This window comes from Neisseria sp. DTU_2020_1000833_1_SI_GRL_NUU_006, assembly GCA_032388755.1.
Taxonomy (GTDB): Bacteria; Pseudomonadota; Gammaproteobacteria; order Burkholderiales; family Neisseriaceae; genus Neisseria; species Neisseria sicca_C.
In genome coordinates, this window is record CP135593.1 from 1635366 (window position 1) to 1654691 (window position 19326).

Annotated in this window: 17 protein-coding genes, 2 tRNA genes and 3 rRNA genes; 4 read left to right on the forward strand and 18 right to left on the reverse strand. The window is 50.5% G+C overall.

Annotated features, from left to right (window positions below):
• Positions 1 to 83: 83 nt before the first annotated feature.
• The 3 genes from RSJ68_07905 to RSJ68_07915 are packed head-to-tail and all read right to left on the reverse strand — an operon-like array spanning position 84 to position 1539.
• Positions 84 to 752, reverse strand: a complete 669-nt coding sequence (locus tag RSJ68_07905; GenBank protein ID WNU96380.1) for an HAD family hydrolase — start codon at positions 750 to 752, stop codon at positions 84 to 86.
• Positions 749 to 1417: a DnaA regulatory inactivator Hda gene (gene hda / locus RSJ68_07910; GenBank protein ID WNU96381.1), complete on the reverse strand. Its 669-nt coding sequence runs from the start codon at positions 1415 to 1417 to the stop codon at positions 749 to 751. The genes RSJ68_07905 and hda overlap by 4 nt, the downstream gene beginning before the upstream one ends.
• Complete coding sequence (locus tag RSJ68_07915) at positions 1414 to 1539, reverse strand: hypothetical protein (protein ID WNU96382.1); 126 nt, start codon at positions 1537 to 1539, stop codon at positions 1414 to 1416. The genes hda and RSJ68_07915 overlap by 4 nt, the downstream gene beginning before the upstream one ends.
• A 56-nt stretch (positions 1540 to 1595) precedes the next feature.
• Between RSJ68_07915 and RSJ68_07920 the strand changes: the two genes are divergently transcribed.
• Positions 1596 to 2234: a DedA family protein gene (locus RSJ68_07920; GenBank protein WNU96383.1), complete on the forward strand. Its 639-nt coding sequence runs from the start codon at positions 1596 to 1598 to the stop codon at positions 2232 to 2234.
• Between the two features lie 73 nt (positions 2235 to 2307).
• Here the strand turns inward: RSJ68_07920 and RSJ68_07925 are convergent, their stop codons facing one another.
• Complete coding sequence (locus tag RSJ68_07925; GenBank protein WNU96384.1) at positions 2308 to 2898, reverse strand: DUF3465 domain-containing protein; 591 nt, start codon at positions 2896 to 2898, stop codon at positions 2308 to 2310.
• Positions 2899 to 3006: 108 nt separating this feature from the next.
• A complete protein-coding gene (locus RSJ68_07930; protein WNU96385.1) occupies positions 3007 to 3834 on the reverse strand; it encodes a hypothetical protein in 828 nt (275 codons plus the stop codon).
• 102 nt (positions 3835 to 3936) lie between these two features.
• Between RSJ68_07930 and RSJ68_07935 the strand changes: the two genes are divergently transcribed.
• Together RSJ68_07935 and RSJ68_07940 are read left to right on the forward strand one after the other, a co-directional pair.
• Positions 3937 to 4188 (forward strand): hypothetical protein, encoded by a 252-nt coding sequence (locus RSJ68_07935; GenBank protein WNU96386.1) that lies wholly within the window; start codon positions 3937 to 3939, stop codon positions 4186 to 4188.
• Between the two features lie 73 nt (positions 4189 to 4261).
• Positions 4262 to 5104, forward strand: coding sequence for a basic amino acid ABC transporter substrate-binding protein (locus RSJ68_07940; GenBank protein WNU96387.1), 843 nt, complete (start codon positions 4262 to 4264; stop codon positions 5102 to 5104).
• Between the two features lie 485 nt (positions 5105 to 5589).
• Here RSJ68_07940 and RSJ68_07945 read toward each other — a convergent pair whose 3' ends face one another.
• The 8 genes from RSJ68_07945 to RSJ68_07980 form a co-directional block, all read right to left on the reverse strand.
• Complete coding sequence (locus RSJ68_07945; GenBank protein WNU96388.1) at positions 5590 to 5889, reverse strand: helix-hairpin-helix domain-containing protein; 300 nt, start codon at positions 5887 to 5889, stop codon at positions 5590 to 5592.
• Between the two features lie 348 nt (positions 5890 to 6237).
• Positions 6238 to 6351, reverse strand: a 5S ribosomal RNA gene (rrf, locus tag RSJ68_07950).
• Between the two features lie 93 nt (positions 6352 to 6444).
• Positions 6445 to 9336, reverse strand: a 23S ribosomal RNA gene (locus RSJ68_07955).
• 431 nt (positions 9337 to 9767) lie between these two features.
• Positions 9768 to 9843 (reverse strand) — tRNA-Ala (locus tag RSJ68_07960).
• Between the two features lie 5 nt (positions 9844 to 9848).
• Positions 9849 to 9925: transfer RNA gene (locus RSJ68_07965), tRNA-Ile, on the reverse strand.
• A gap of 101 nt (positions 9926 to 10026) precedes the next feature.
• Positions 10027 to 11567, reverse strand: a 16S ribosomal RNA gene (locus RSJ68_07970).
• The 16S, 23S and 5S rRNA genes sit together here with 2 tRNA genes alongside, the layout of an rRNA operon.
• A 518-nt stretch (positions 11568 to 12085) precedes the next feature.
• Positions 12086 to 12982, reverse strand: a complete 897-nt coding sequence (locus RSJ68_07975) for an IS3 family transposase (GenBank protein ID WNU96389.1) — start codon at positions 12980 to 12982, stop codon at positions 12086 to 12088.
• The gene (locus RSJ68_07980; protein ID WNU96390.1) at positions 12886 to 13236 is read right to left on the reverse strand and encodes a helix-turn-helix domain-containing protein; all 351 of its coding nucleotides are present in this window, start codon (positions 13234 to 13236) and stop codon (positions 12886 to 12888) included. The genes RSJ68_07975 and RSJ68_07980 overlap by 97 nt, the downstream gene beginning before the upstream one ends.
• Before the next feature lie 239 nt (positions 13237 to 13475).
• Between RSJ68_07980 and coaBC the strand changes: the two genes are divergently transcribed.
• The gene (coaBC, locus tag RSJ68_07985) at positions 13476 to 14666 is read left to right on the forward strand and encodes a bifunctional phosphopantothenoylcysteine decarboxylase/phosphopantothenate--cysteine ligase CoaBC (protein ID WNU96391.1); all 1191 of its coding nucleotides are present in this window, start codon (positions 13476 to 13478) and stop codon (positions 14664 to 14666) included.
• Positions 14667 to 14870: 204 nt separating this feature from the next.
• Here coaBC and nqrF read toward each other — a convergent pair whose 3' ends face one another.
• The 5 genes from nqrF to RSJ68_08010 are packed head-to-tail and all read right to left on the reverse strand — an operon-like array spanning position 14871 to position 19326.
• On the reverse strand, positions 14871 to 16088 hold the full coding sequence (gene nqrF, locus RSJ68_07990) for an NADH:ubiquinone reductase (Na(+)-transporting) subunit F (protein ID WNU96392.1): 1218 nt from the start codon (positions 16086 to 16088) through the stop codon (positions 14871 to 14873).
• Between the two features lie 13 nt (positions 16089 to 16101).
• Complete coding sequence (gene nqrE / locus RSJ68_07995) at positions 16102 to 16695, reverse strand: NADH:ubiquinone reductase (Na(+)-transporting) subunit E (GenBank protein WNU96393.1); 594 nt, start codon at positions 16693 to 16695, stop codon at positions 16102 to 16104.
• Positions 16696 to 16698: 3 nt separating this feature from the next.
• A complete protein-coding gene (locus tag RSJ68_08000; protein ID WNU96394.1) occupies positions 16699 to 17325 on the reverse strand; it encodes an NADH:ubiquinone reductase (Na(+)-transporting) subunit D in 627 nt (208 codons plus the stop codon).
• Positions 17325 to 18101, reverse strand: a complete 777-nt coding sequence (locus RSJ68_08005; protein ID WNU96395.1) for a Na(+)-translocating NADH-quinone reductase subunit C — start codon at positions 18099 to 18101, stop codon at positions 17325 to 17327. Before RSJ68_08005 ends, RSJ68_08000 begins: the two co-directional genes overlap by 1 nt.
• Entirely contained in the window at positions 18094 to 19326 is a 1233-nt protein-coding gene (locus RSJ68_08010; protein ID WNU96396.1) for an NADH:ubiquinone reductase (Na(+)-transporting) subunit B, read from the reverse strand. Before RSJ68_08010 ends, RSJ68_08005 begins: the two co-directional genes overlap by 8 nt.

The window sequence follows — 19326 nt, forward strand, 5'->3', positions numbered from 1 at the left end:
CTATTTTCAGACGACCCTTTGTTTTCGTGGGCGAAGCCCACGCTACGGCATTGCACCCGTTTGGGCGGCGGGGGCGGTTTTACTTATTTGAAGTTCAATATCGGCCAACCTTTTGCTTTGGCTTCTTGTTCCAGCTCGGCATCGGGATTGACGGCGACGGGTTCGTTGACGAGGCGCAGCAGCGGCAGGTCGTTTTTGGAGTCGCTGTAAAAATAGGTTTTGCCATAGCTTTCGAGCGTTTCGCCGCGTTCGGCGAGCCATTGGTTCAGGCGGGTGATTTTGCCTTCTTTGAGGCTGGGCGTGCCGATGTAGTTGCCGGTGTAGCGGCCGTCGGCACCGGTTTCGAGTTGGGTGCCGATGATGTTGGTGATGCCGAAAAGGTGGCAGATGGGGGTGATGATGAACTCGTTGGTCGAGGAAATCACGAGGGTTTCGTCGCCGGACATTTGGTGGCTCTGCACCAGCATACGCTGCATGGGTGAGATGTGGGGCGTGATGAACTCCGCCATAAATTCGCGGTGAAATTCCGCCAGCTCTTCTTTGCTGTAACGGGCGAGCGGGGCGAGGTGGAATTTGAGGAAGGCGTCGATGTCGAGGCAGCCGTTTTGGTAGTCGCGGTAGAATTTTTCGTTTTGCGCTTCGGTTTCGGCGGCGTCAACCAGCCCTTTTTTGATGAGATATTGCGGCCATGAATGGTCGGAATCGGTGTTGATGAGGGTGTTGTCGAGGTCGAAGATGGCGAGGTTTTTCATTGGGTTTCCTGTTGTTTCAAAAGCTGGCGTAGAAGCGGCAGGGTGATGCGTTTGCCCATGGTAACGGCGTAGTTGTCCAGCGTGTCGAGCATCTGCATCAGGCTGTCCATGTCGCGCCGCCAGTGGTTGAGCAGGTATTCGAAGATTTCGGGGTCTATGGTGACTTGGCGCGCCGCCGCCATGCTGACGAGCGCGTCGATTTTTTCTTGGTCAGTCAGGGGTTTGACTTCGTAAACAAGGCAGTACGCCATGCGGGTGCGCAAGTCTTCGCGGATGACGAGCTGTTGGGGCGTGTGTTCGGAGCTTAACAGCAGAAAGCCTTTGCCGCTGTTGCGAAAACGGTTGAATACGGCAAACAGGAGGGCTTGTTCTTCGTTGCCCAGTTTTTCGATTTGGTCGATGGCGAGGTATTCGGCTTCAAAGGCGGCTTCGGTCAGGGGCGTGGCGGCAGCGTCGATATAGACGGCTTTTTTCCCCGCGTCGAGCGCTTGGGCGACCCATGCGCGCAGCAGGTGGCTTTTGCCTGCGCCTTCTTCACCCCAGACGTAGATAAACGGGTCGTGTTTATGCTGTAACACATAGACCAGTTCGGCATTTTCCGTTCCGAGGAATTTGTCGAAACCGGGATAGCCGCGTTCGGCGAAGTCGAAAATAAGCTGGTTCACAAAGGCATACCGGATGGGTTGGAATCGGGTTTATTGTACGTTGTTTTGTCAGCGCGTATCAAGGCACGGGGTCGTCTGAAAAAGGGGCGCGCGGCATGGGTTTCATATACAATGGCAGACATTTGGCAACGCGTCTGTTTTCAGACGACCCCTGTCTTTTTTATTTCAGGAAAATCTCGTGATTTCGACCCTTATTGATTTTATCCTCCACATCGACCAGCATTTGGTTGAGATTTCCGCGCAATACGGCGTATGGATTTACGCGGTGTTGTTTTTGATTATTTTCTGCGAAACCGGTTTGGTGGTTACGCCGTTTCTACCGGGCGATTCGCTGCTGTTTGCCGCGGGCGGGATTGCCGCGGTCGGCAGCATGAATATTCATGTCATGATCGCGCTGCTTTTGGCCGCCGCGATTTTGGGCGATGCCGCCAACTTCATGATCGGCAAGTTTTTCGGGCGCAAACTCTTTGCCAACCCCGATTCCAAAATCTTCCGCCAGTCGTATTTAGAGAAAACCCATGCTTTCTACGAAAAACACGGCGGCAAAACCATCATCATCGCCCGCTTCGTCCCGATTGTGCGGACGTTCGCCCCGTTTGTCGCAGGTATGGGCAGCATGCACTACGGCACTTTCATCCGCTACAACATCATCGGCGCGGTATTGTGGGTCTTGTCGTTTTCCTATGCCGGCTATTTCTTCGCCAATATTCCGGTTGTCAAAAACAATCTGGCATTGGTGATGGTGGCGATTATCGTGATTTCTATCCTGCCGGGCGTGGTCGAAGTCCTCCGCGCGAGAAGGGCAGCGAAGAAATAAGAGACAATTTGAACCATACAAAAAGGTCGTCTGAAAACGTTTTTCAGACGACCTTTTGCAATCGTTCCAAGCTTTATTGATAAATCTGCCCGTCGTGTTCCAGCCAGCCGTCGGCATGGCGGCCTGCGGGGTCGTGGTGCGTCCAATGGAGGACGCCGCCCTGCTCCGACCATTCGTATTCGCCGTAGAAGCCGACTTTATCGCCTTTTTTCAAGCCTTTGATTTTGTCGGCGAGGTCGATGTTGTGCGCCACTAAAAGCGTTTGCCCGCTCGACAGCTTCAAGATAAAACGCTGATGGCGCGTGCCTTGGTTGTCGTCGGGCAGCGTTTTGAGAACGGCACCTTCGCCTTTCACTTGAATATCGCTCTGTTGGTTTTCAAAGGCTTGCTGTAATATTTGTTCCGCGCTGCCCTGCCCTGCTTGGTGTTCGGACTTCGGCTGCTTGGGTTGCGACTTTTTGGATTCAGACTGCTCGGATTGGCGTTTTCCCGCTTGGGTTTGGGGCTGCGTTTGGGTTGGTACGGCATCCGCTGCCTGACCTTGCCGCCCCTGCTGCATTTTTTGATAACCGACTACCACGGCGGCAACAATCAGTATCCAAATCCATTTGTTTTTGTTCATAAAATCCACGCCCAAAAAAATGCCCGACGGTTCATCGGGCATAAATTATTTGAAAGGAGTTAAATCACGATAACGTGAGCCGCCATTATATACAAAACCGGCGGAAAAATCAGCATTTTCAGTCCGATACCTGAAGCGGCGGCTGCGTTATCACGCTTTTTTGTTCCCCTGACTGTATTTCATTTCGTATTTGATGTCGTTCAGGATTTTTTTCACGTTGTAATCCAAAAGCTGTTCCACCAAATCGGGCGCCTGTTCGCTGAGGGTTTGTTGGAGCTGGTAGGTAAACAGCGCCATTTGTTTCTGCACGGCGGTGCGTATCATGCCGTTGACGGCGTCGGCGACGTGCGGGCGCAGGCGTTTGATCAAACGCTCGCTCAGGTCTTGCTCGGAAATGCAGAACACTTCCCTGCGGTTGATGACCTGCGGGTTCAGCACGTTGATATTGACGGTAATCGGCGGTATTTCTTGTTTTAGATCGTCTGAAACCTGCTCTTGCGCCTGAGAACCTTCGTTTTCAGACGACGTTGCTTCATCTTTGGCAGGCGCGTCTTTTGCCGGCGCGTCAAATTCGACCGTTTTACGTTTCGGGTTCAGCCAAACCGTACGCGTGGACTCGATTTGCCGATCGGACGCGCTCATTTGCAGCGAAGACTGCGCGTTCAGCCAGTTTTCCTGCAAAATCACCATCGCATCGGTCTCCGCCGTTTCAGCGGCTTCTTCCTCCAGCATGGCGTTGTGTTCCTCCTGCCATTTGCGCAGATATTCCGTCAACACGGCATCGCGGTTGGCATCGTCGAGCTTGACCGACTTGGTTTTGGGCTTCTGCTCGAAGGCAGGCTCTTGAGATTCGCGCACCAAAGGCGCGTGTGTGTAAGGTGCGTTCAATTGGCGGGTTTGCCGCAGCTTTTCCAAGCGGCTTTCCCAATCCAGGCTTTCATCCGTTTGTTGTGGCGTATCGGGACGATTCGTATCCATTTTTAGCTTTCGTTCTTCCGTTGTGTCATTTCATTTCACGCGCATAGCGAATGCCGTGATTTGCTATAATGCGGTATTTTAACAGATTCCCAGGAACACATCATGAGCAGCATCGAACAACGCCTCGAATATTTGGAAGAAGCCAACGACGTTTTGCGTATGCAGAACCACGTCCTCGCCACCGCCCTCAAAGGCCTGATCCGTTCGCTGCCGTCCGACATGGCAAACGAAGCCGTCGAGTCCATCCAGCTTGCCTTTGAAGACGCGCTCGCCGAATTGAACTACGAAGACAGCCCGCATACCGACCTCTTCCATGATGTAACCTACGCTTTTTTCCGAGAAAAAGACCACTGACGCGTAGCGACTTCCCCAAACCGTGTTAAACTATCCGTTTATTTATTAATATCCGTAAAGAAGGAACCTCCCCATGAACATGAAAAAATGGATTGCAGCCGCCCTCGCCTGCTCCGCGCTGGCACTCTCCGCCTGCGGCGGCCAAAGCAAAGACGCTTCCTCGTCAGCCCCTAAAGCCGACAAAGTGTACCGCGTCGCCGCCAACGCCGAATTCGCCCCTTTCGAATCATTGGATTCCGCCGGCAACGTTGAAGGTTTCGACGTCGATTTGATGAACGCGATGGCAAAAGCCGGCGGATTCAAAGTCGAAGTCAAACACCAGCCTTGGGACAGCCTCTTCCCCGCGCTCAAAAACGGCGATACGGATATCGTCATCTCAGGCGTAACCATTACCGACGAGCGCAAGCAGTCCATGGATTTCACCGACCCTTATTTTGAAATCACCCAAGTCGTCCTCGTTCCCAAAGGTAAAAAAGTCGCCTCTTCAGACGACCTCAAAAACATGGCGAAAGTCGGTGTCGTTACCGGACAAACCGGCGACTTCTCCGTTTCCAAACTCTTGGGCAACGACAATCCTAAAATCGCCCGCTTCGAGAGCGTTCCTTTGGTCATCAAAGAGCTGGAAAACGGCGGCGTCGATGCCGTAGTCAGCGACAGCGCGGTCATCGCCAACTATGTGAAAAACAACCCGACCAAAAGCATGGACTTCATCACCCTGCCTGATTTCACGATTGAAAACTACGGCATCGCCGCACGCAAAGGCGACGAAGCGACCGTCAAAATGCTGAACGAAGCGCTGAAAAAAGTACGCGACAGCGGCGAATACGACAAAATCCACGCCAAATACTTCGCCAAAGAAGGCGATAAAGCGGCAGCCGCCAGCCAAGCAGCCAGCCAGCCTGAAGCAGCCAAATAATCTGTTTCAACGTTCTTAAGCAATAAGAAAGGTCGTCTGAAAGCCTGTATCGCGGGTTTCAGACGACCTTTTGTTTATTTTGTCTAATAATGTAAGGGGCGGCGGCTTTGTCATAGTGTCGCGGAAATTTTGACAATTTTTAAAATATCGACTGTGCCAAATAGATTGCAATTCTAAAATGAAAATAAAGTGCCGAAAATGTTGCTTTTCTTATTTTCTGCTATGCGATATAGTGCCAAAGCTGCCGCAACTTTTAAAACGCACCAAGTGCAAAAGTTAATGTAACAAAGTGCAAAAGACAACGCCAGCTTACAAATTTCATAATATTGTAGAACCTGCCGAAGCGTTACATTGTCCTTTTCCCACTCTGAGCGACGGTAACAAGATCGGTTCAACAAACAAAAACGCCCGCTCCCTTCCGGGATTGGACGTTTTTTAGTTCTGCCATCGTATTCACCTTCAATTCCATGAATACGCAAATAAGGCTATTTTTTAGGTGCCGGGACGGCGTTTTTAGCTTTTGGGTTTGCGGGTGCGGGCGCGACGGTTGCTTCGGCCTTCAGTTTGGAGAAGATGCCCTCGCCGATGCCTTTGACGTTTTTGAGCTCCTCCACCGATTTGAAGCCACCGTGCTGCTGGCGGTAGTCCGCAATGGCTTTCGCTTTGGCCGGACCGATGCCGGGCAGGGCTTCCAATTCGGACGGGGAAGCGGTGTTGATGTTGACGGCTGCCAGCGACAGCGAGGCGGTCAAAACGGAGAGTGCGGCAAAGAGGAATTTTTTCATAAGGACGTTTTCCTATCGTTTCGTTAATATGGACGGCAACGCCCGGAATGCGTTACCACTGTATATCTTATTATCATATCCTTTCCATTATTTCAACTCAAACAATTTTAAATATTTCCAACCTTACTATCTCCAAATGTATTGATTCCGCAACATCTGCTAGCCCGCCTCAATTTCGGAGCGTACCCGCCCGCATCATCAAGCGTCCATCCTTCTGCAACCGGAGCATTCGGCGTATCACCCCATTTTGCCCACCGCCGCCATACAAGGCAGGGATGTCCGGTTCGCCAAACCCGTCAACGATACAAAGTAAAAGCCCCCGACATCTGTCGGGGGCTTAGGATAGGTGTTTGGCAGTGACCTACTTTCGCATGGAAGAACCACACTATCATCGGCGCTGAGTCGTTTCACGGTCCTGTTCGGGATGGGAAGGCGTGGGACCAACTCGCTATGGCCGCCAAACTTAAACTGTACAAATCGGCAAAGCCTCAATCAATATATCCGGTGATGACTGAATCAGTCAGTAAGCTTTTTATTTGAAGTTCTTCAAATGATAGAGTCAAGCCTCACGAGCAATTAGTATGGGTCAGCTTCACGCGTTACCGCGCTTCCACACCCCACCTATCAACGTCCTGGTCTCGAACGACTCTTTAGTGCGGTCAAACCGCAAGGGAAGTCTCATCTTCAGGCGAGTTTCGCGCTTAGATGCTTTCAGCGCTTATCTCTTCCGAACTTAGCTACCCGGCTATGCAACTGGCGTTACAACCGGTACACCAGAGGTTCGTCCACTCCGGTCCTCTCGTACTAGGAGCAGCCCCCGTCAAACTTCCAACGCCCACTGCAGATAGGGACCAAACTGTCTCACGACGTTTTAAACCCAGCTCACGTACCACTTTAAATGGCGAACAGCCATACCCTTGGGACCGACTACAGCCCCAGGATGTGATGAGCCGACATCGAGGTGCCAAACTCCGCCGTCGATATGAACTCTTGGGCGGAATCAGCCTGTTATCCCCGGAGTACCTTTTATCCGTTGAGCGATGGCCCTTCCATACAGAACCACCGGATCACTATGTCCTGCTTTCGCACCTGCTCGACTTGTCGGTCTCGCAGTTAAGCTACCTTTTGCCATTGCACTATCAGTCCGATTTCCGACCGGACCTAGGTAACCTTCGAACTCCTCCGTTACTCTTTGGGAGGAGACCGCCCCAGTCAAACTGCCTACCATGCACGGTCCCCGACCCGGATTACGGGTCTGGGTTAGAACCTCAAAGACACCAGGGTGGTATTTCAAGGACGGCTCCACAGAGACTGGCGTCTCTGCTTCTAAGCCTCCCACCTATCCTACACAAGTGACTTCAAAGTCCAATGCAAAGCTACAGTAAAGGTTCACGGGGTCTTTCCGTCTAGCAGCGGGTAGATTGCATCTTCACAACCACTTCAACTTCGCTGAGTCTCGGGAGGAGACAGTGTGGCCATCGTTACGCCATTCGTGCGGGTCGGAACTTACCCGACAAGGAATTTCGCTACCTTAGGACCGTTATAGTTACGGCCGCCGTTTACTGGGGCTTCGATCCGATGCTCTCACATCTTCAATTAACCTTCCAGCACCGGGCAGGCGTCACACCCTATACGTCCACTTTCGTGTTAGCAGAGTGCTGTGTTTTTAATAAACAGTCGCAGCCACCTATTCTCTGCGACCCTCCGAGGCTTACGGAGCAAGTCCTTAACCTTAGAGGGCATACCTTCTCCCGAAGTTACGGTATCAATTTGCCGAGTTCCTTCTCCCGAGTTCTCTCAAGCGCCTTAGAATTCTCATCCTGCCCACCTGTGTCGGTTTGCGGTACGGTTCGATTCAAACTGAAGCTTAGTGGCTTTTCCTGGAAGCGTGGTATCGGTTACTTCATGTCCGTAGACACTCGTCGTCACTTCTCGGTGTTAAGAAGACCCGGATTTGCCTAAGTCTTCCACCTACCGGCTTAAACAAGCTATTCCAACAGCTTGCTAACCTAACCTTCTCCGTCCCCACATCGCATTTGAATCAAGTACAGGAATATTAACCTGTTTCCCATCGACTACGCATTTCTGCCTCGCCTTAGGGGCCGACTCACCCTACGCCGATGAACGTTGCGTAGGAAACCTTGGGCTTTCGGCGAGCGGGCTTTTCACCCGCTTTATCGCTACTCATGTCAACATTCGCACTTCTGATACCTCCAGCACACTTTACAATGCACCTTCATCGGCCTACAGAACGCTCCCCTACCATGCCAGTAAACTGGCATCCGCAGCTTCGGTTATAGATTTGAGCCCCGTTACATCTTCCGCGCAGGACGACTCGACCAGTGAGCTATTACGCTTTCTTTAAATGATGGCTGCTTCTAAGCCAACATCCTGGCTGTCTGGGCCTTCCCACTTCGTTTACCACTTAATCTATCATTTGGGACCTTAGCTGGCGGTCTGGGTTGTTTCCCTCTTGACAACGGACGTTAGCACCCGCTGTCTGTCTCCCGAGAAACCACTTGATGGTATTCTTAGTTTGCCATGGGTTGGTAAGTTGCAATAACCCCCTAGCCATAACAGTGCTTTACCCCCATCAGTGTCTTGCTCGAGGCACTACCTAAATAGTTTTCGGGGAGAACCAGCTATCTCCGAGTTTGTTTAGCCTTTCACCCCTATCCACAGCTCATCCCCGCATTTTGCAACATGCGTGGGTTCGGTCCTCCAGTACCTGTTACGGCACCTTCAACCTGGCCATGGATAGATCACTCGGTTTCGGGTCTACACCCAGCAACTCTTCGCCCTATTAAGACTCGGTTTCCCTACGCCTCCCCTATTCGGTTAAGCTCGCTACTGAATGTAAGTCGTTGACCCATTATACAAAAGGTACGCAGTCACACCACAAGGGCGCTCCCACTGTTTGTATGCATCAGGTTTCAGGTTCTATTTCACTCCCCTCCCGGGGTTCTTTTCGCCTTTCCCTCACGGTACTGGTTCACTATCGGTCGATGATGAGTATTTAGCCTTGGAGGATGGTCCCCCCATATTCAGACAGGATTTCACGTGTCCCGCCCTACTTTTCGTACGCTTAGTACCACCGTTGAGATTTCGAATACGGGACTATCACCCACTATGGTCAAGCTTCCCAGCTTGTTCTTCTATCTCGACAGTTATTACGTACAGGCTCCTCCGCGTTCGCTCGCCACTACTTGCGGAATCTCGGTTGATTTCTTTTCCTCCGGGTACTTAGATGGTTCAGTTCTCCGGGTTCGCTTCTCTAAGTCTATGTATTCAACTTAGGATACTGCACAGAATGCAGTGGGTTTCCCCATTCGGACATCGCGGGATCATAGCTTTATTGCCAGCTCCCCCACGCTTTTCGCAGGCTTACACGTCCTTCATCGCCTATCATCGCCAAGGCATCCACCTGATGCACTTATTCACTTGACTCTATCATTTCAAGAACTTCTCTGACTTTGCCTGACATTCCGTTGACTAGAACATCAAACTTGAATTTCCTACTCTGATAAAGCTTACTGCTTGTTGTGTCTTAATCCCGCCTTTTGTCTTTCGGGATTAAGTCGATACAATCATCACCCAAATACTGTACCTGTTTTTCTTTTCCTGTTCGGGAGACAACTGACCGTTTGCAATCGGCCAATCATCAAAAACAGACACATTGTCTTTGTTTGTTGATTTCGGCTTTCCAATTTGTTAAAGATCGATGCGTTCAATATTGCTATTTACTTCGCAAATCAAAATGAGCTGATTATTATAGCAGCCTTTCTTTTTCCGTCAAACTGATTCGTCAGCAGACTTCTCTTTAGAAAAAAAGAAAGCAGTTACACTGCCTTTTTAACTCGCTTTGATTTGGAAAGTATTGGTGGAGGCAAACGGGATCGAACCGATGACCCCCTGCTTGCAAAGCAGGTGCTCTACCAACTGAGCTATGCCCCCGTTCTTGGTGGGTCTGGGAGGACTTGAACCTCCGACCCCACGCTTATCAAGCGTGTGCTCTAACCAGCTGAGCTACAAACCCGGATTCTCTTCTTAAGCGAACCTTGTCTTCACTCAAGCATTTTTCCGCATCTTCTACAGTTTACCGATAAGTGTGAATGCGACAGCCTCTTCTTTCTCTAGAAAGGAGGTGATCCAGCCGCAGGTTCCCCTACGGCTACCTTGTTACGACTTCACCCCAGTCATGAAGCATACCGTGGTAAGCGGGCTCCTTGCGGTTACCCTACCTACTTCTGGTATCCCCCACTCCCATGGTGTGACGGGCGGTGTGTACAAGACCCGGGAACGTATTCACCGCAGTATGCTGACCTGCGATTACTAGCGATTCCGACTTCATGCACTCGAGTTGCAGAGTGCAATCCGGACTACGATCGGTTTTGTGAGATTGGCTCCGCCTCGCGGCTTGGCTACCCTCTGTACCGACCATTGTATGACGTGTGAAGCCCTGGTCATAAGGGCCATGAGGACTTGACGTCATCCCCACCTTCCTCCGGCTTGTCACCGGCAGTCTCATTAGAGTGCCCAACTTAATGATGGCAACTAATGACAAGGGTTGCGCTCGTTGCGGGACTTAACCCAACATCTCACGACACGAGCTGACGACAGCCATGCAGCACCTGTGTTACGGCTCCCGAAGGCACCCCTCCGTCTCTGGAGGGTTCCGTACATGTCAAGACCAGGTAAGGTTCTTCGCGTTGCATCGAATTAATCCACATCATCCACCGCTTGTGCGGGTCCCCGTCAATTCCTTTGAGTTTTAATCTTGCGACCGTACTCCCCAGGCGGTCGATTTCACGCGTTAGCTTCGCTACTAAGCAGTCATGCTGCCCAACAGCTAATCGACATCGTTTAGGGCGTGGACTACCAGGGTATCTAATCCTGTTTGCTACCCACGCTTTCGGGCATGAACGTCAGTGTTATCCCAGGAGGCTGCCTTCGCCATCGGTATTCCTCCACATCTCTACGCATTTCACTGCTACACGTGGAATTCTACCTCCCTCTGACACACTCTAGTCACCCAGTTCAGAACGCAGTTCCCAGGTTGAGCCCGGGGATTTCACATCCTGCTTAAGTAACCGTCTGCGCCCGCTTTACGCCCAGTAATTCCGATTAACGCTCGCACCCTACGTATTACCGCGGCTGCTGGCACGTAGTTAGCCGGTGCTTATTCTTCAGGTACCGTCATCAGACAGGGGTATTAACCCCGCCCTTTTCTTCCCTGACAAAAGTCCTTTACAACCCGAAGGCCTTCTTCAGACACGCGGCATGGCTGGATCAGGCTTGCGCCCATTGTCCAAAATTCCCCACTGCTGCCTCCCGTAGGAGTCTGGGCCGTGTCTCAGTCCCAGTGTGGCGGATCATCCTCTCAGACCCGCTACTGATCGTCGCCTTGGTAGGCCTTTACCCCACCAACCAGCTAATCAGATATCGGCCGCTCAAACAGCGCAAGGCCAAATGGTCCCCTGCTTTCTTCCTCAGAATATATGCGGTATTAGCTAATCTTTCGATTAGTTATCCCCCACTGCTCGGTACGTTCCGATATGTTACTCACCCGTTCGCCACTCGCCACCCAAGAAGCAAGCTTCTCTGTGCTGCCGTCCGACTTGCATGTGTAAAGCATGCCGCCAGCGTTCAATCTGAGCCAGGATCAAACTCTTATGTTCAATCTCTAACTTTTTAACTTCTGGTCTGCTTCAAAGAAACCGACAGGACAATGTCTAAAACATCATCTTGTCTGTCTTTCAAACAGTGTGAGGCTGTCGCACTCACACTTATCGGTAATCTGTTTTGTTAAAGAGCGAAAACGAATTATAAAGCATTTCATCTCATTGTCAATCAAAACTTTTCTTAAAACCTCGAAAAATCAGACCAACTGTGATATACTTACCTGTTCGTTCAACCACCGCCGAAGCAGCGAAGAACCGAACTATACCCCTCCCCTCAAAAACCGTCAACCCCCAAACCGCAAAAAATTCCAAAAAACCTGACAACAACCTGAAATTCAACAACTTTTATTTCAGACACTATTTCAGAACTTTCAAAACACCATCAATCCAAACCCAAACAGCCCAAAACAATTCAATTCACACATCAACAAACAGCAACACAACTCCTAACAAACACCAAAGGTCGTCTGAAAACTACACTGGCTCCCAAGTCTTGGACACTCATAAAAGCCTATTCAGGCGCTCTGTGCAAGCTGGGTTCTGTATGCGACAGGACTCAGCTTTTTCAATTTCAGACTGCAACGCTCCCGGTTGTAGTAATCCATATAGTCATCTATCTGCTTCATCAATTCATCTACCGTCAATTCACCTGCGTTATAGAAACACTCCGTCTTCAACACCGCAAAGAAACTCTCCATCGGCGCATTGTCCCAACAGTTCGCCTTTCGCGACATGCTTTGAACCATGGAATGCCCCGCAAGCAATTCCCTATACCCCGCCGTACGGTACAGCACGCCTTGGTCCGAATGAAGAATCGTTCCTTTAGCAGTCAGACGGGGTGCGGCTTTTTCGAGCATTTCCTTCACCATTTCGCTGTCGGCTCTGCGGCTCATGGCGTAGGCGGCGATCTCGCGGTTGAACAGGTCCAATATCGGAGAGAGGTACAGTTTGCCGTCCTTTCCTTTGAGTTCGGTCACGTCTGTCAGCCATTTCTCGTTGGGCTTTTCGGCTGTGAAAAGACGTTTGAGGAGGTGTTCCGATATTTCGCCCATGGCGGGATGGCGGTAGGCTTTTTTCGCCCGTATGAGGGCTTTCAGTTCCAACTGCTTCATCAGCCGCGCCGCTTTTTTGCGGTTCCAACCCAATGCGGCGGCAATGCGCCTTTGCCCGTAGCGTCCTTTATGCCGCCGGTAGGTTTCGACAAGGAGGGCTTTGTCGGCTGCATCGGGGTCGGGCCGGTCTTGGTGGTGGTAGTAAAAGCTGCTTTTGGGCAGGTGTGCGATGTGCAGCAGGTATTTGAGCGGGTGTTGCGCCCTCAGTGTTTGGACGGTTTGGCTTTGTCCTTTTCGGTCCGCTTTTGGCTGAGGGCTTTTAACTCCTTTAGATAGGCAACCTCTGCGCGCATATAGCACAACTCTTCGATAAGCTCTGCCTGCGTTTTTTCTTGGTCGGGTTTGTCGGCGATGAAGGGGTTTTTGCGGTGTTGGGGCATGGTTTTGGATTGGGGATGTTCGAGTGCGCCGATACCGCCTTCTTGATAGGCGCGTATCCATCGTCTCAGGTGGGTTCGGGAAATGCCGTAGTGGTCTGCGGTACGCTGTCGGCTGCGTATGTGCAGGTAGTGGAGTACGGCTTGGTATTTGAAGTGTAATGTATATTTGCCCATAAAAAAACTGCACCTTGTGAGTTGGAGGGGATGTCCAACTTTTGGGGTGCAGTTCATAGTTTTCAGACGACCTTTGGTGTTCAATTTCACATCATGTTTTACCAATCTTGCTCATTCAGAAAATATTTACCCTCCTGAATATTACATCACCTCGTTGACATATATAGGTCTTCCTCAAAATTACTTGTTTATTCTTTATCCATGTTAGTATAAACATATTTTGAACATGTATTTTAATCATGAGTAAACATATTCTGCTGGGTATTAGTGGCGGTATTGCCGCTTATAAGTCTTGTGAGTTGGTACGCTTGTTGAAAAAACAGGGGCATTCAGTCAGTGTGGTAATGAGCAAAGCATCAATCGAATTTATTTCACCACTGACTTTTCAGGCCTTAAGCGGAAATCCTGTTCTAACAGATACGCATGAAAATAGCTTAGGAAATGGCATGGCTCATATTAATTTAACACGCGAGGCAGATGCGTTGGTCATTGCACCGGCAACAGCCAATACGATTGCCAAAATTTCCCATGGCATTGCGGATAACCTCCTGGCTAATCTTGTTGCCGCACGGAAATGTCCTTTAGCAGTTGCTCCCGCCATGAATGTAGAGATGTGGAACAATCCTGCCAATCTACGCAATATCGAACAACTACGTTCAGACGGTATTACTGTCTTTCAGCCGGCATATGGCGAACAGGCCTGTGGGGAAATTGGACTTGGCCGAATGCTTGAAGCAGCTGATTTGGCTGATTTAATTTCCGACTTATGGACACCTAAAATCTTATTAGGCAAACGTATTTTAATCACAGCCGGAGCAACGTTTGAAGCCATCGACCCTGTACGCGGTATTACAAACATCTCTAGCGGACAGATGGGTATGGCTTTAGCACGGGCATGCCGGGCAGCAGGGGCTAAAGTAACTTTGATTTATGGACAACTCCAAACTACTATTCCGACCGGACTTTTACATACAGAACAAGCCGTAAGTGCAGAAGAAATGTTCCACTCTGTTCACAATCATATTACCAACCAAGATGTATTTATCTCCGTTGCTGCTGTTGCTGACTATAAGGTGAAAAATAGCAGTTCTCAAAAAATGAAAAAAGATGGTTCGGGTAAAGTTCCTGTTATCGAATTAACGGAAAACCCTGATATTCTCGCTTCCATTACTTCTTTACCTGACCCTCCCTTTTGTATCGGATTTGCCGCTGAAAGCGAACGCGTCCTAGAATATGCCAGAGTCAAAAGAATCAGGAAAAATATCCCGTTGCTGGTTGCAAATCAAATTTCCCAGTCAATGGGAAAAACGACCAATCAAATCACCATTATTGATGACGAAAATGAGATTTCATTTCCAGAAACAGATAAACGTCAAGTAGCAGATAACATCGTCAAACATCTTGCAGCTTGTCTGAATCGCTCATTGTGAATAATATAGCAACATAATTCTCAAAATAAGTGAGAACAATACTATTGTTCCTGAAACAATCCAAAGGTTGTTCCTGAAACAATCCAAAGGTCGTCTGAAAATTTTAACGAAACCCGTTTTCCTGTTTTCAGACGACCTTCATCTTTATCTAAACGAAAAAGGAAGAAACCTCAGTTTCTTCCTTTTGTATTTGAAGCCGAATATTTAACCGCCGAAATCATCCAAGAGGATGTTTTCATCTTCCACGCCCAAGTCTTTGAGCATTTTGATGACGGACTGGTTCATGATCGGCGGGCCGCACATATAGAATTCGCAGTCTTCCGGTGCTTCGTGGTTTTTCAGGTGGTTTTCGTAAACCACGTTGTGGATGAAGCCTGTGTAGCCGTCCCAGTTGTCTTCCGGCAGCGGGTCGGACAAGGCGACGTGCCATGTGAAGTTCGGGAACTCTGCTGCGAGTTGGTCGAAGTCTTCAACATAGAACATTTCGCGTTTGGAGCGTGCGCCGTACCAGAAGGTGATTTTGCGTTTGGAGTTCAAACGTTTCAACTGGTCAAAAATGTGGGAACGCATCGGAGCCATACCTGCACCGCCGCCGATAAATACCATTTCGGCATCGGTGTCTTTAGCGAAGAATTCGCCGAACGGGCCGGAGATGGTTACTTTGTCACCGGGTTTGAGCGACCAAATGTAGGACGACATTTGCCCCGGCGGCGCATCGGGTACGCGCGGAGGAGGCGTGGCGATACGCACGTTCAGCATGATGATGCCTTTTTCTTCAGGATATGAAGCCATGGAGTAAGCGCGCAAAATCGGCTCGTCCACTTTGGAAACATATTGCCACAGATTGTATTTGTCCCAGTCTTCGTGATATTCCTTAGGGATGTCGAAATCTTTGTAGGCAACGGTGTGCGGCGGGGCTTCGATTTGGATGTAGCCACCGGCACGGAATGGGACTTCTTCGCCTTCGGGAATGGCAAGTTTGAGTTCTTTAATGAACGTGGCTTTGTTGTCATTGGAGATGACAGTGCATTCCCATTTTTTCACGCCGAACACTTCTTCCGGTACTTCGATGTCCATGTCGGTTTTGACGTTGACTTGGCAGGACAGTCGGCAGCCTTCGCGTGCTTCGCGTTTACTGATGTGGGACAACTCGGTAGGCAGAATGTCGCCGCCGCCGCTTTTCACGACAACGCGGCATTGTCCGCACGAACCGCCGCCACCGCAGGCGGAGGGAACGAAGATGCCTTGGCTGGCAAGCGCGCCCAACAGTTTGCCGCCGGCGGGCATAGTCAGCTCTTTTTCATCATTGACTTTGATGGTGATGTCGCCCTCGCTCACCAGCTTGGATTTGGCAAACAGAATCATCAGTGCCAAAGCCAAGACGATGACGGTAAACATCACGATACCTAAAATAATTTCCATGCCGAATCCTTTCTTATAACTGGATGCCGGAGAACGACATAAACGCCATCGCCATCAGGCCGGCGGAGATGAAAGTGATGCCCAGTCCTTTGAGGCCTTTGGGAGCGTCCGAATATTTCATTTTTTCGGTAATGCCCGCCAAAGCGACAATTGCCAACATCCAGCCCAAGCCCGCGCCGAAGCCGTACACGACGGATTCGCCGAAGTTGTATTCGCGTTGCGCCATAAACGAAACAGCACCAAAAATCGCGCAGTTTACGGTAATCAGCGGCAGGTAGATGCCCAGCGCGTTATAGAGGGCGGGAACGAATTTGTCCAAGAACATTTCCAGAATCTGCACCAAAGCCGCAATCACGCCGATGAAGGTGATGAATTTCAGGAAAGTCAAATCCACGCCTTCGACAATCGCGCCGTCTTTGAGCAGCGAGTAAACGAGCTGGTTGGCAGGGACGGACAGGCCGAGTACGAAGGTAACGGCAACGCCCAAGCCGAATGCGGTGGATACTTTTTTCGATACCGCCAGAAAAGTACACATGCCCAAGAAGAAGGACAGCGCCATGTTTTCAATGAAGACGGATTTCACAAAAAGGCTTAAATAATGTTCCATGTCTTATTCCTCTGCCTGTTCGGGTTTCCATGTGCGCAAACCCCAAATCAAAAAGCCGATGATGAAGAACGCGCTCGGAGCCAGCAGGAAGAGGCCGTTGGTTTGATACCAGCCGCCGTCCTGCACGGTTTGGAAAACGGTATAGCCCAAGAGTTTGCCTGAGCCGATAAGCTCGCGGATGGTTGCGATGATAATCAGCATCATGCCGTAACCTGCGCCGTTACCGATGCCGTCCACCAGGCTTTCCAGCGGTGGCTCTTTCATGGCGAAGGCTTCGGCGCGACCCATTACGATACAGTTGGTAATAATCAGGCCGACGAATACGGAAAGCTGTTTGGACAATTCGTAGGCATAGGCCTGCAACAATTGGTCAACCAGCGTAACCAGCGACGCGACAATCGCCATCTGCACGATAATACGGATGCTGTTTGGAATGTAGTTGCGCACCAGCGAGATGAAGAAGCTGGAAAAACCGGTTACCAGACTGACGGAAATACCCATCACGATGGCCGTCTGAAGTTTGGTGGTAACCGCCAGCGCCGAACAAATACCCAAAACCTGCAAGGCAATCGGGTTGTTGTAGATAAAGGGTGAAAACATCAAATGTTTCAAGCGTTTCATATCAGCCATTATTGTGCTCCTGCTGATTTCAATTTGTTCAGGTAGGGGATATAGCCGTTTTCGCCGAACCAGTAGGCAAACGAACCTTGTACGCCTTTGGAAGTCAGCGATGCACCGGAAAGGGCATCTACGCCATGTTCTTTGTCCGAGCTTCCGCCTTTGGAAACATGCAGGGCAAGTTTGCCTTGTTCGTCAAAGAGTTTTTTGCCGACGAATTTTTGCTGCCACAACGGATTGCCGATTTCGCCGCCCAGGCCCGGAGTCTCGCCTTGGTCGTAGTAGGTAATGCCGTTGATGGTGTTGCCGTCGGGCTGGATGGCGACGAAGCCGTACATAACCGACCACAAACCGTTGCCGTGCATAGGCAGGATGATTTGGCTGACTTTGCCGTCATCGCCTTTTACCAAATAAACTTCGGTGTATTTGGCGCGGTTTTTGATACCTGCCAAATCGTCTTCAGGTTTGATTTGGATGCTTTGCGCAGGGTCTTTAGCGGCAACGCGTGCGCTAAAGTCTTTCGGCGCGTCTTTCACATATTCGCCGGTCGCCAAATCGACCACGCGTTGTTCGATGCGGTCGGCAAAGGTTTTGCTGATGTCGGTATTTTTATCCAGCAAACCGGCAACGCTCAGGATGTAGCTTTGTTTATCCTGAACCTTTTGTTTTTCCTGAACCGGTTTCAAGCCGACAACTGCGCCCGCCACGATGACCGAGCAAATCAGGCTGACCGCCAATACCACAATCAGCGTGCCGCTGAAGCTGTCTTTATCGAATTTCTTAGCCATTGCTGCGCGCCTTTCTGCGTTTGATATTCGCTTGTGCGACGAAATAGTCGAAAATCGGGGCAAACAGGTTGGCAAACAGAATCGCCAACATCATGCCTTCGGGGTAAGCCGGATTGACCACGCGGATTAACACGCACATCACGCCGATTAGCGCGCCGTACCACCATTTGCCGACATTGGTAAAGGAAGCGGAAACGGGGTCGGTCGCCATAAACAGCATACCGATGGCGAAGCCGCCGACGACCAGATGCCAGTACCAAGGCATGCTGAACATCGGATTGGTGTCCGAACCGATAACATTAAACAGCGAAGACATCGCAATCATACCGATCATCACGCCGGCAATAATGCGCCAAGAAGCGATGCGGGCAAACACGATAAACGCGCCGCCGATTAAAAGCGCCAAAGTGGATACTTCGCCGATAGAACCGGGCAGGTTGCCGATAAACGCATCCATCCAAGTGATGGATTTACCGGTAACGGCATTTTTCAGGCCGTCTGAACCGTGTGCCGCCCACTGAGCCAACGCGGTTGCGCCGGAATAGCCGTCAACCGCCGTCCAAACGGTGTCGCCGGTAATATTGGCGGGATAAGCGAAGAACAAGAAGGCACGACCTGCCAGTGCAGGGTTCATAAAGTTTTTACCCGTACCGCCGAATACCTCTTTCGCAACCACCACGCCGAAGGTAATACCTAAGGCAGCCTGCCACAGCGGCAGCGTAGGCGGAACGATTAAGGCAAACAGAATCGAAGTCACGAAGAAACCTTCGTTGATTTCGTGTTTGCGTACGGTGGCAAACAAAACTTCCCAGAAACCGCCGACGATAAATACGGTTGCGTAAATCGGCAGGAAGTAAATCGCACCGAACAGCATTTTGCCCAACACGCCCGCTTCAGACGACATATTGATGCCCAAAGCGTTGGCAAAGGCGTAATGCCAGTCGTTGGCGATGCTTTGTTGCAGCAAATCGGGCGTTAACGCACCGAATGCCTGAGCGCCGACGTTGTACATACCGTAGAACATGGCGGGGAACAAAGCCAGCCACACCAAAATCATCATGCGTTTGGAGTCGAGCGCGTCGCGGACGTGTGCCGCTTTGCGCGTTACCGCGCCGGATGTGTAGAAAATCGTCGCCGCAGCTTCATAGAGGGCATACCATTTTTCATGTTTGCCGCCCGGCAGGAAGTGCGGTTCGATTTTTTCCAGAAAATGTTTCAAGCCCAT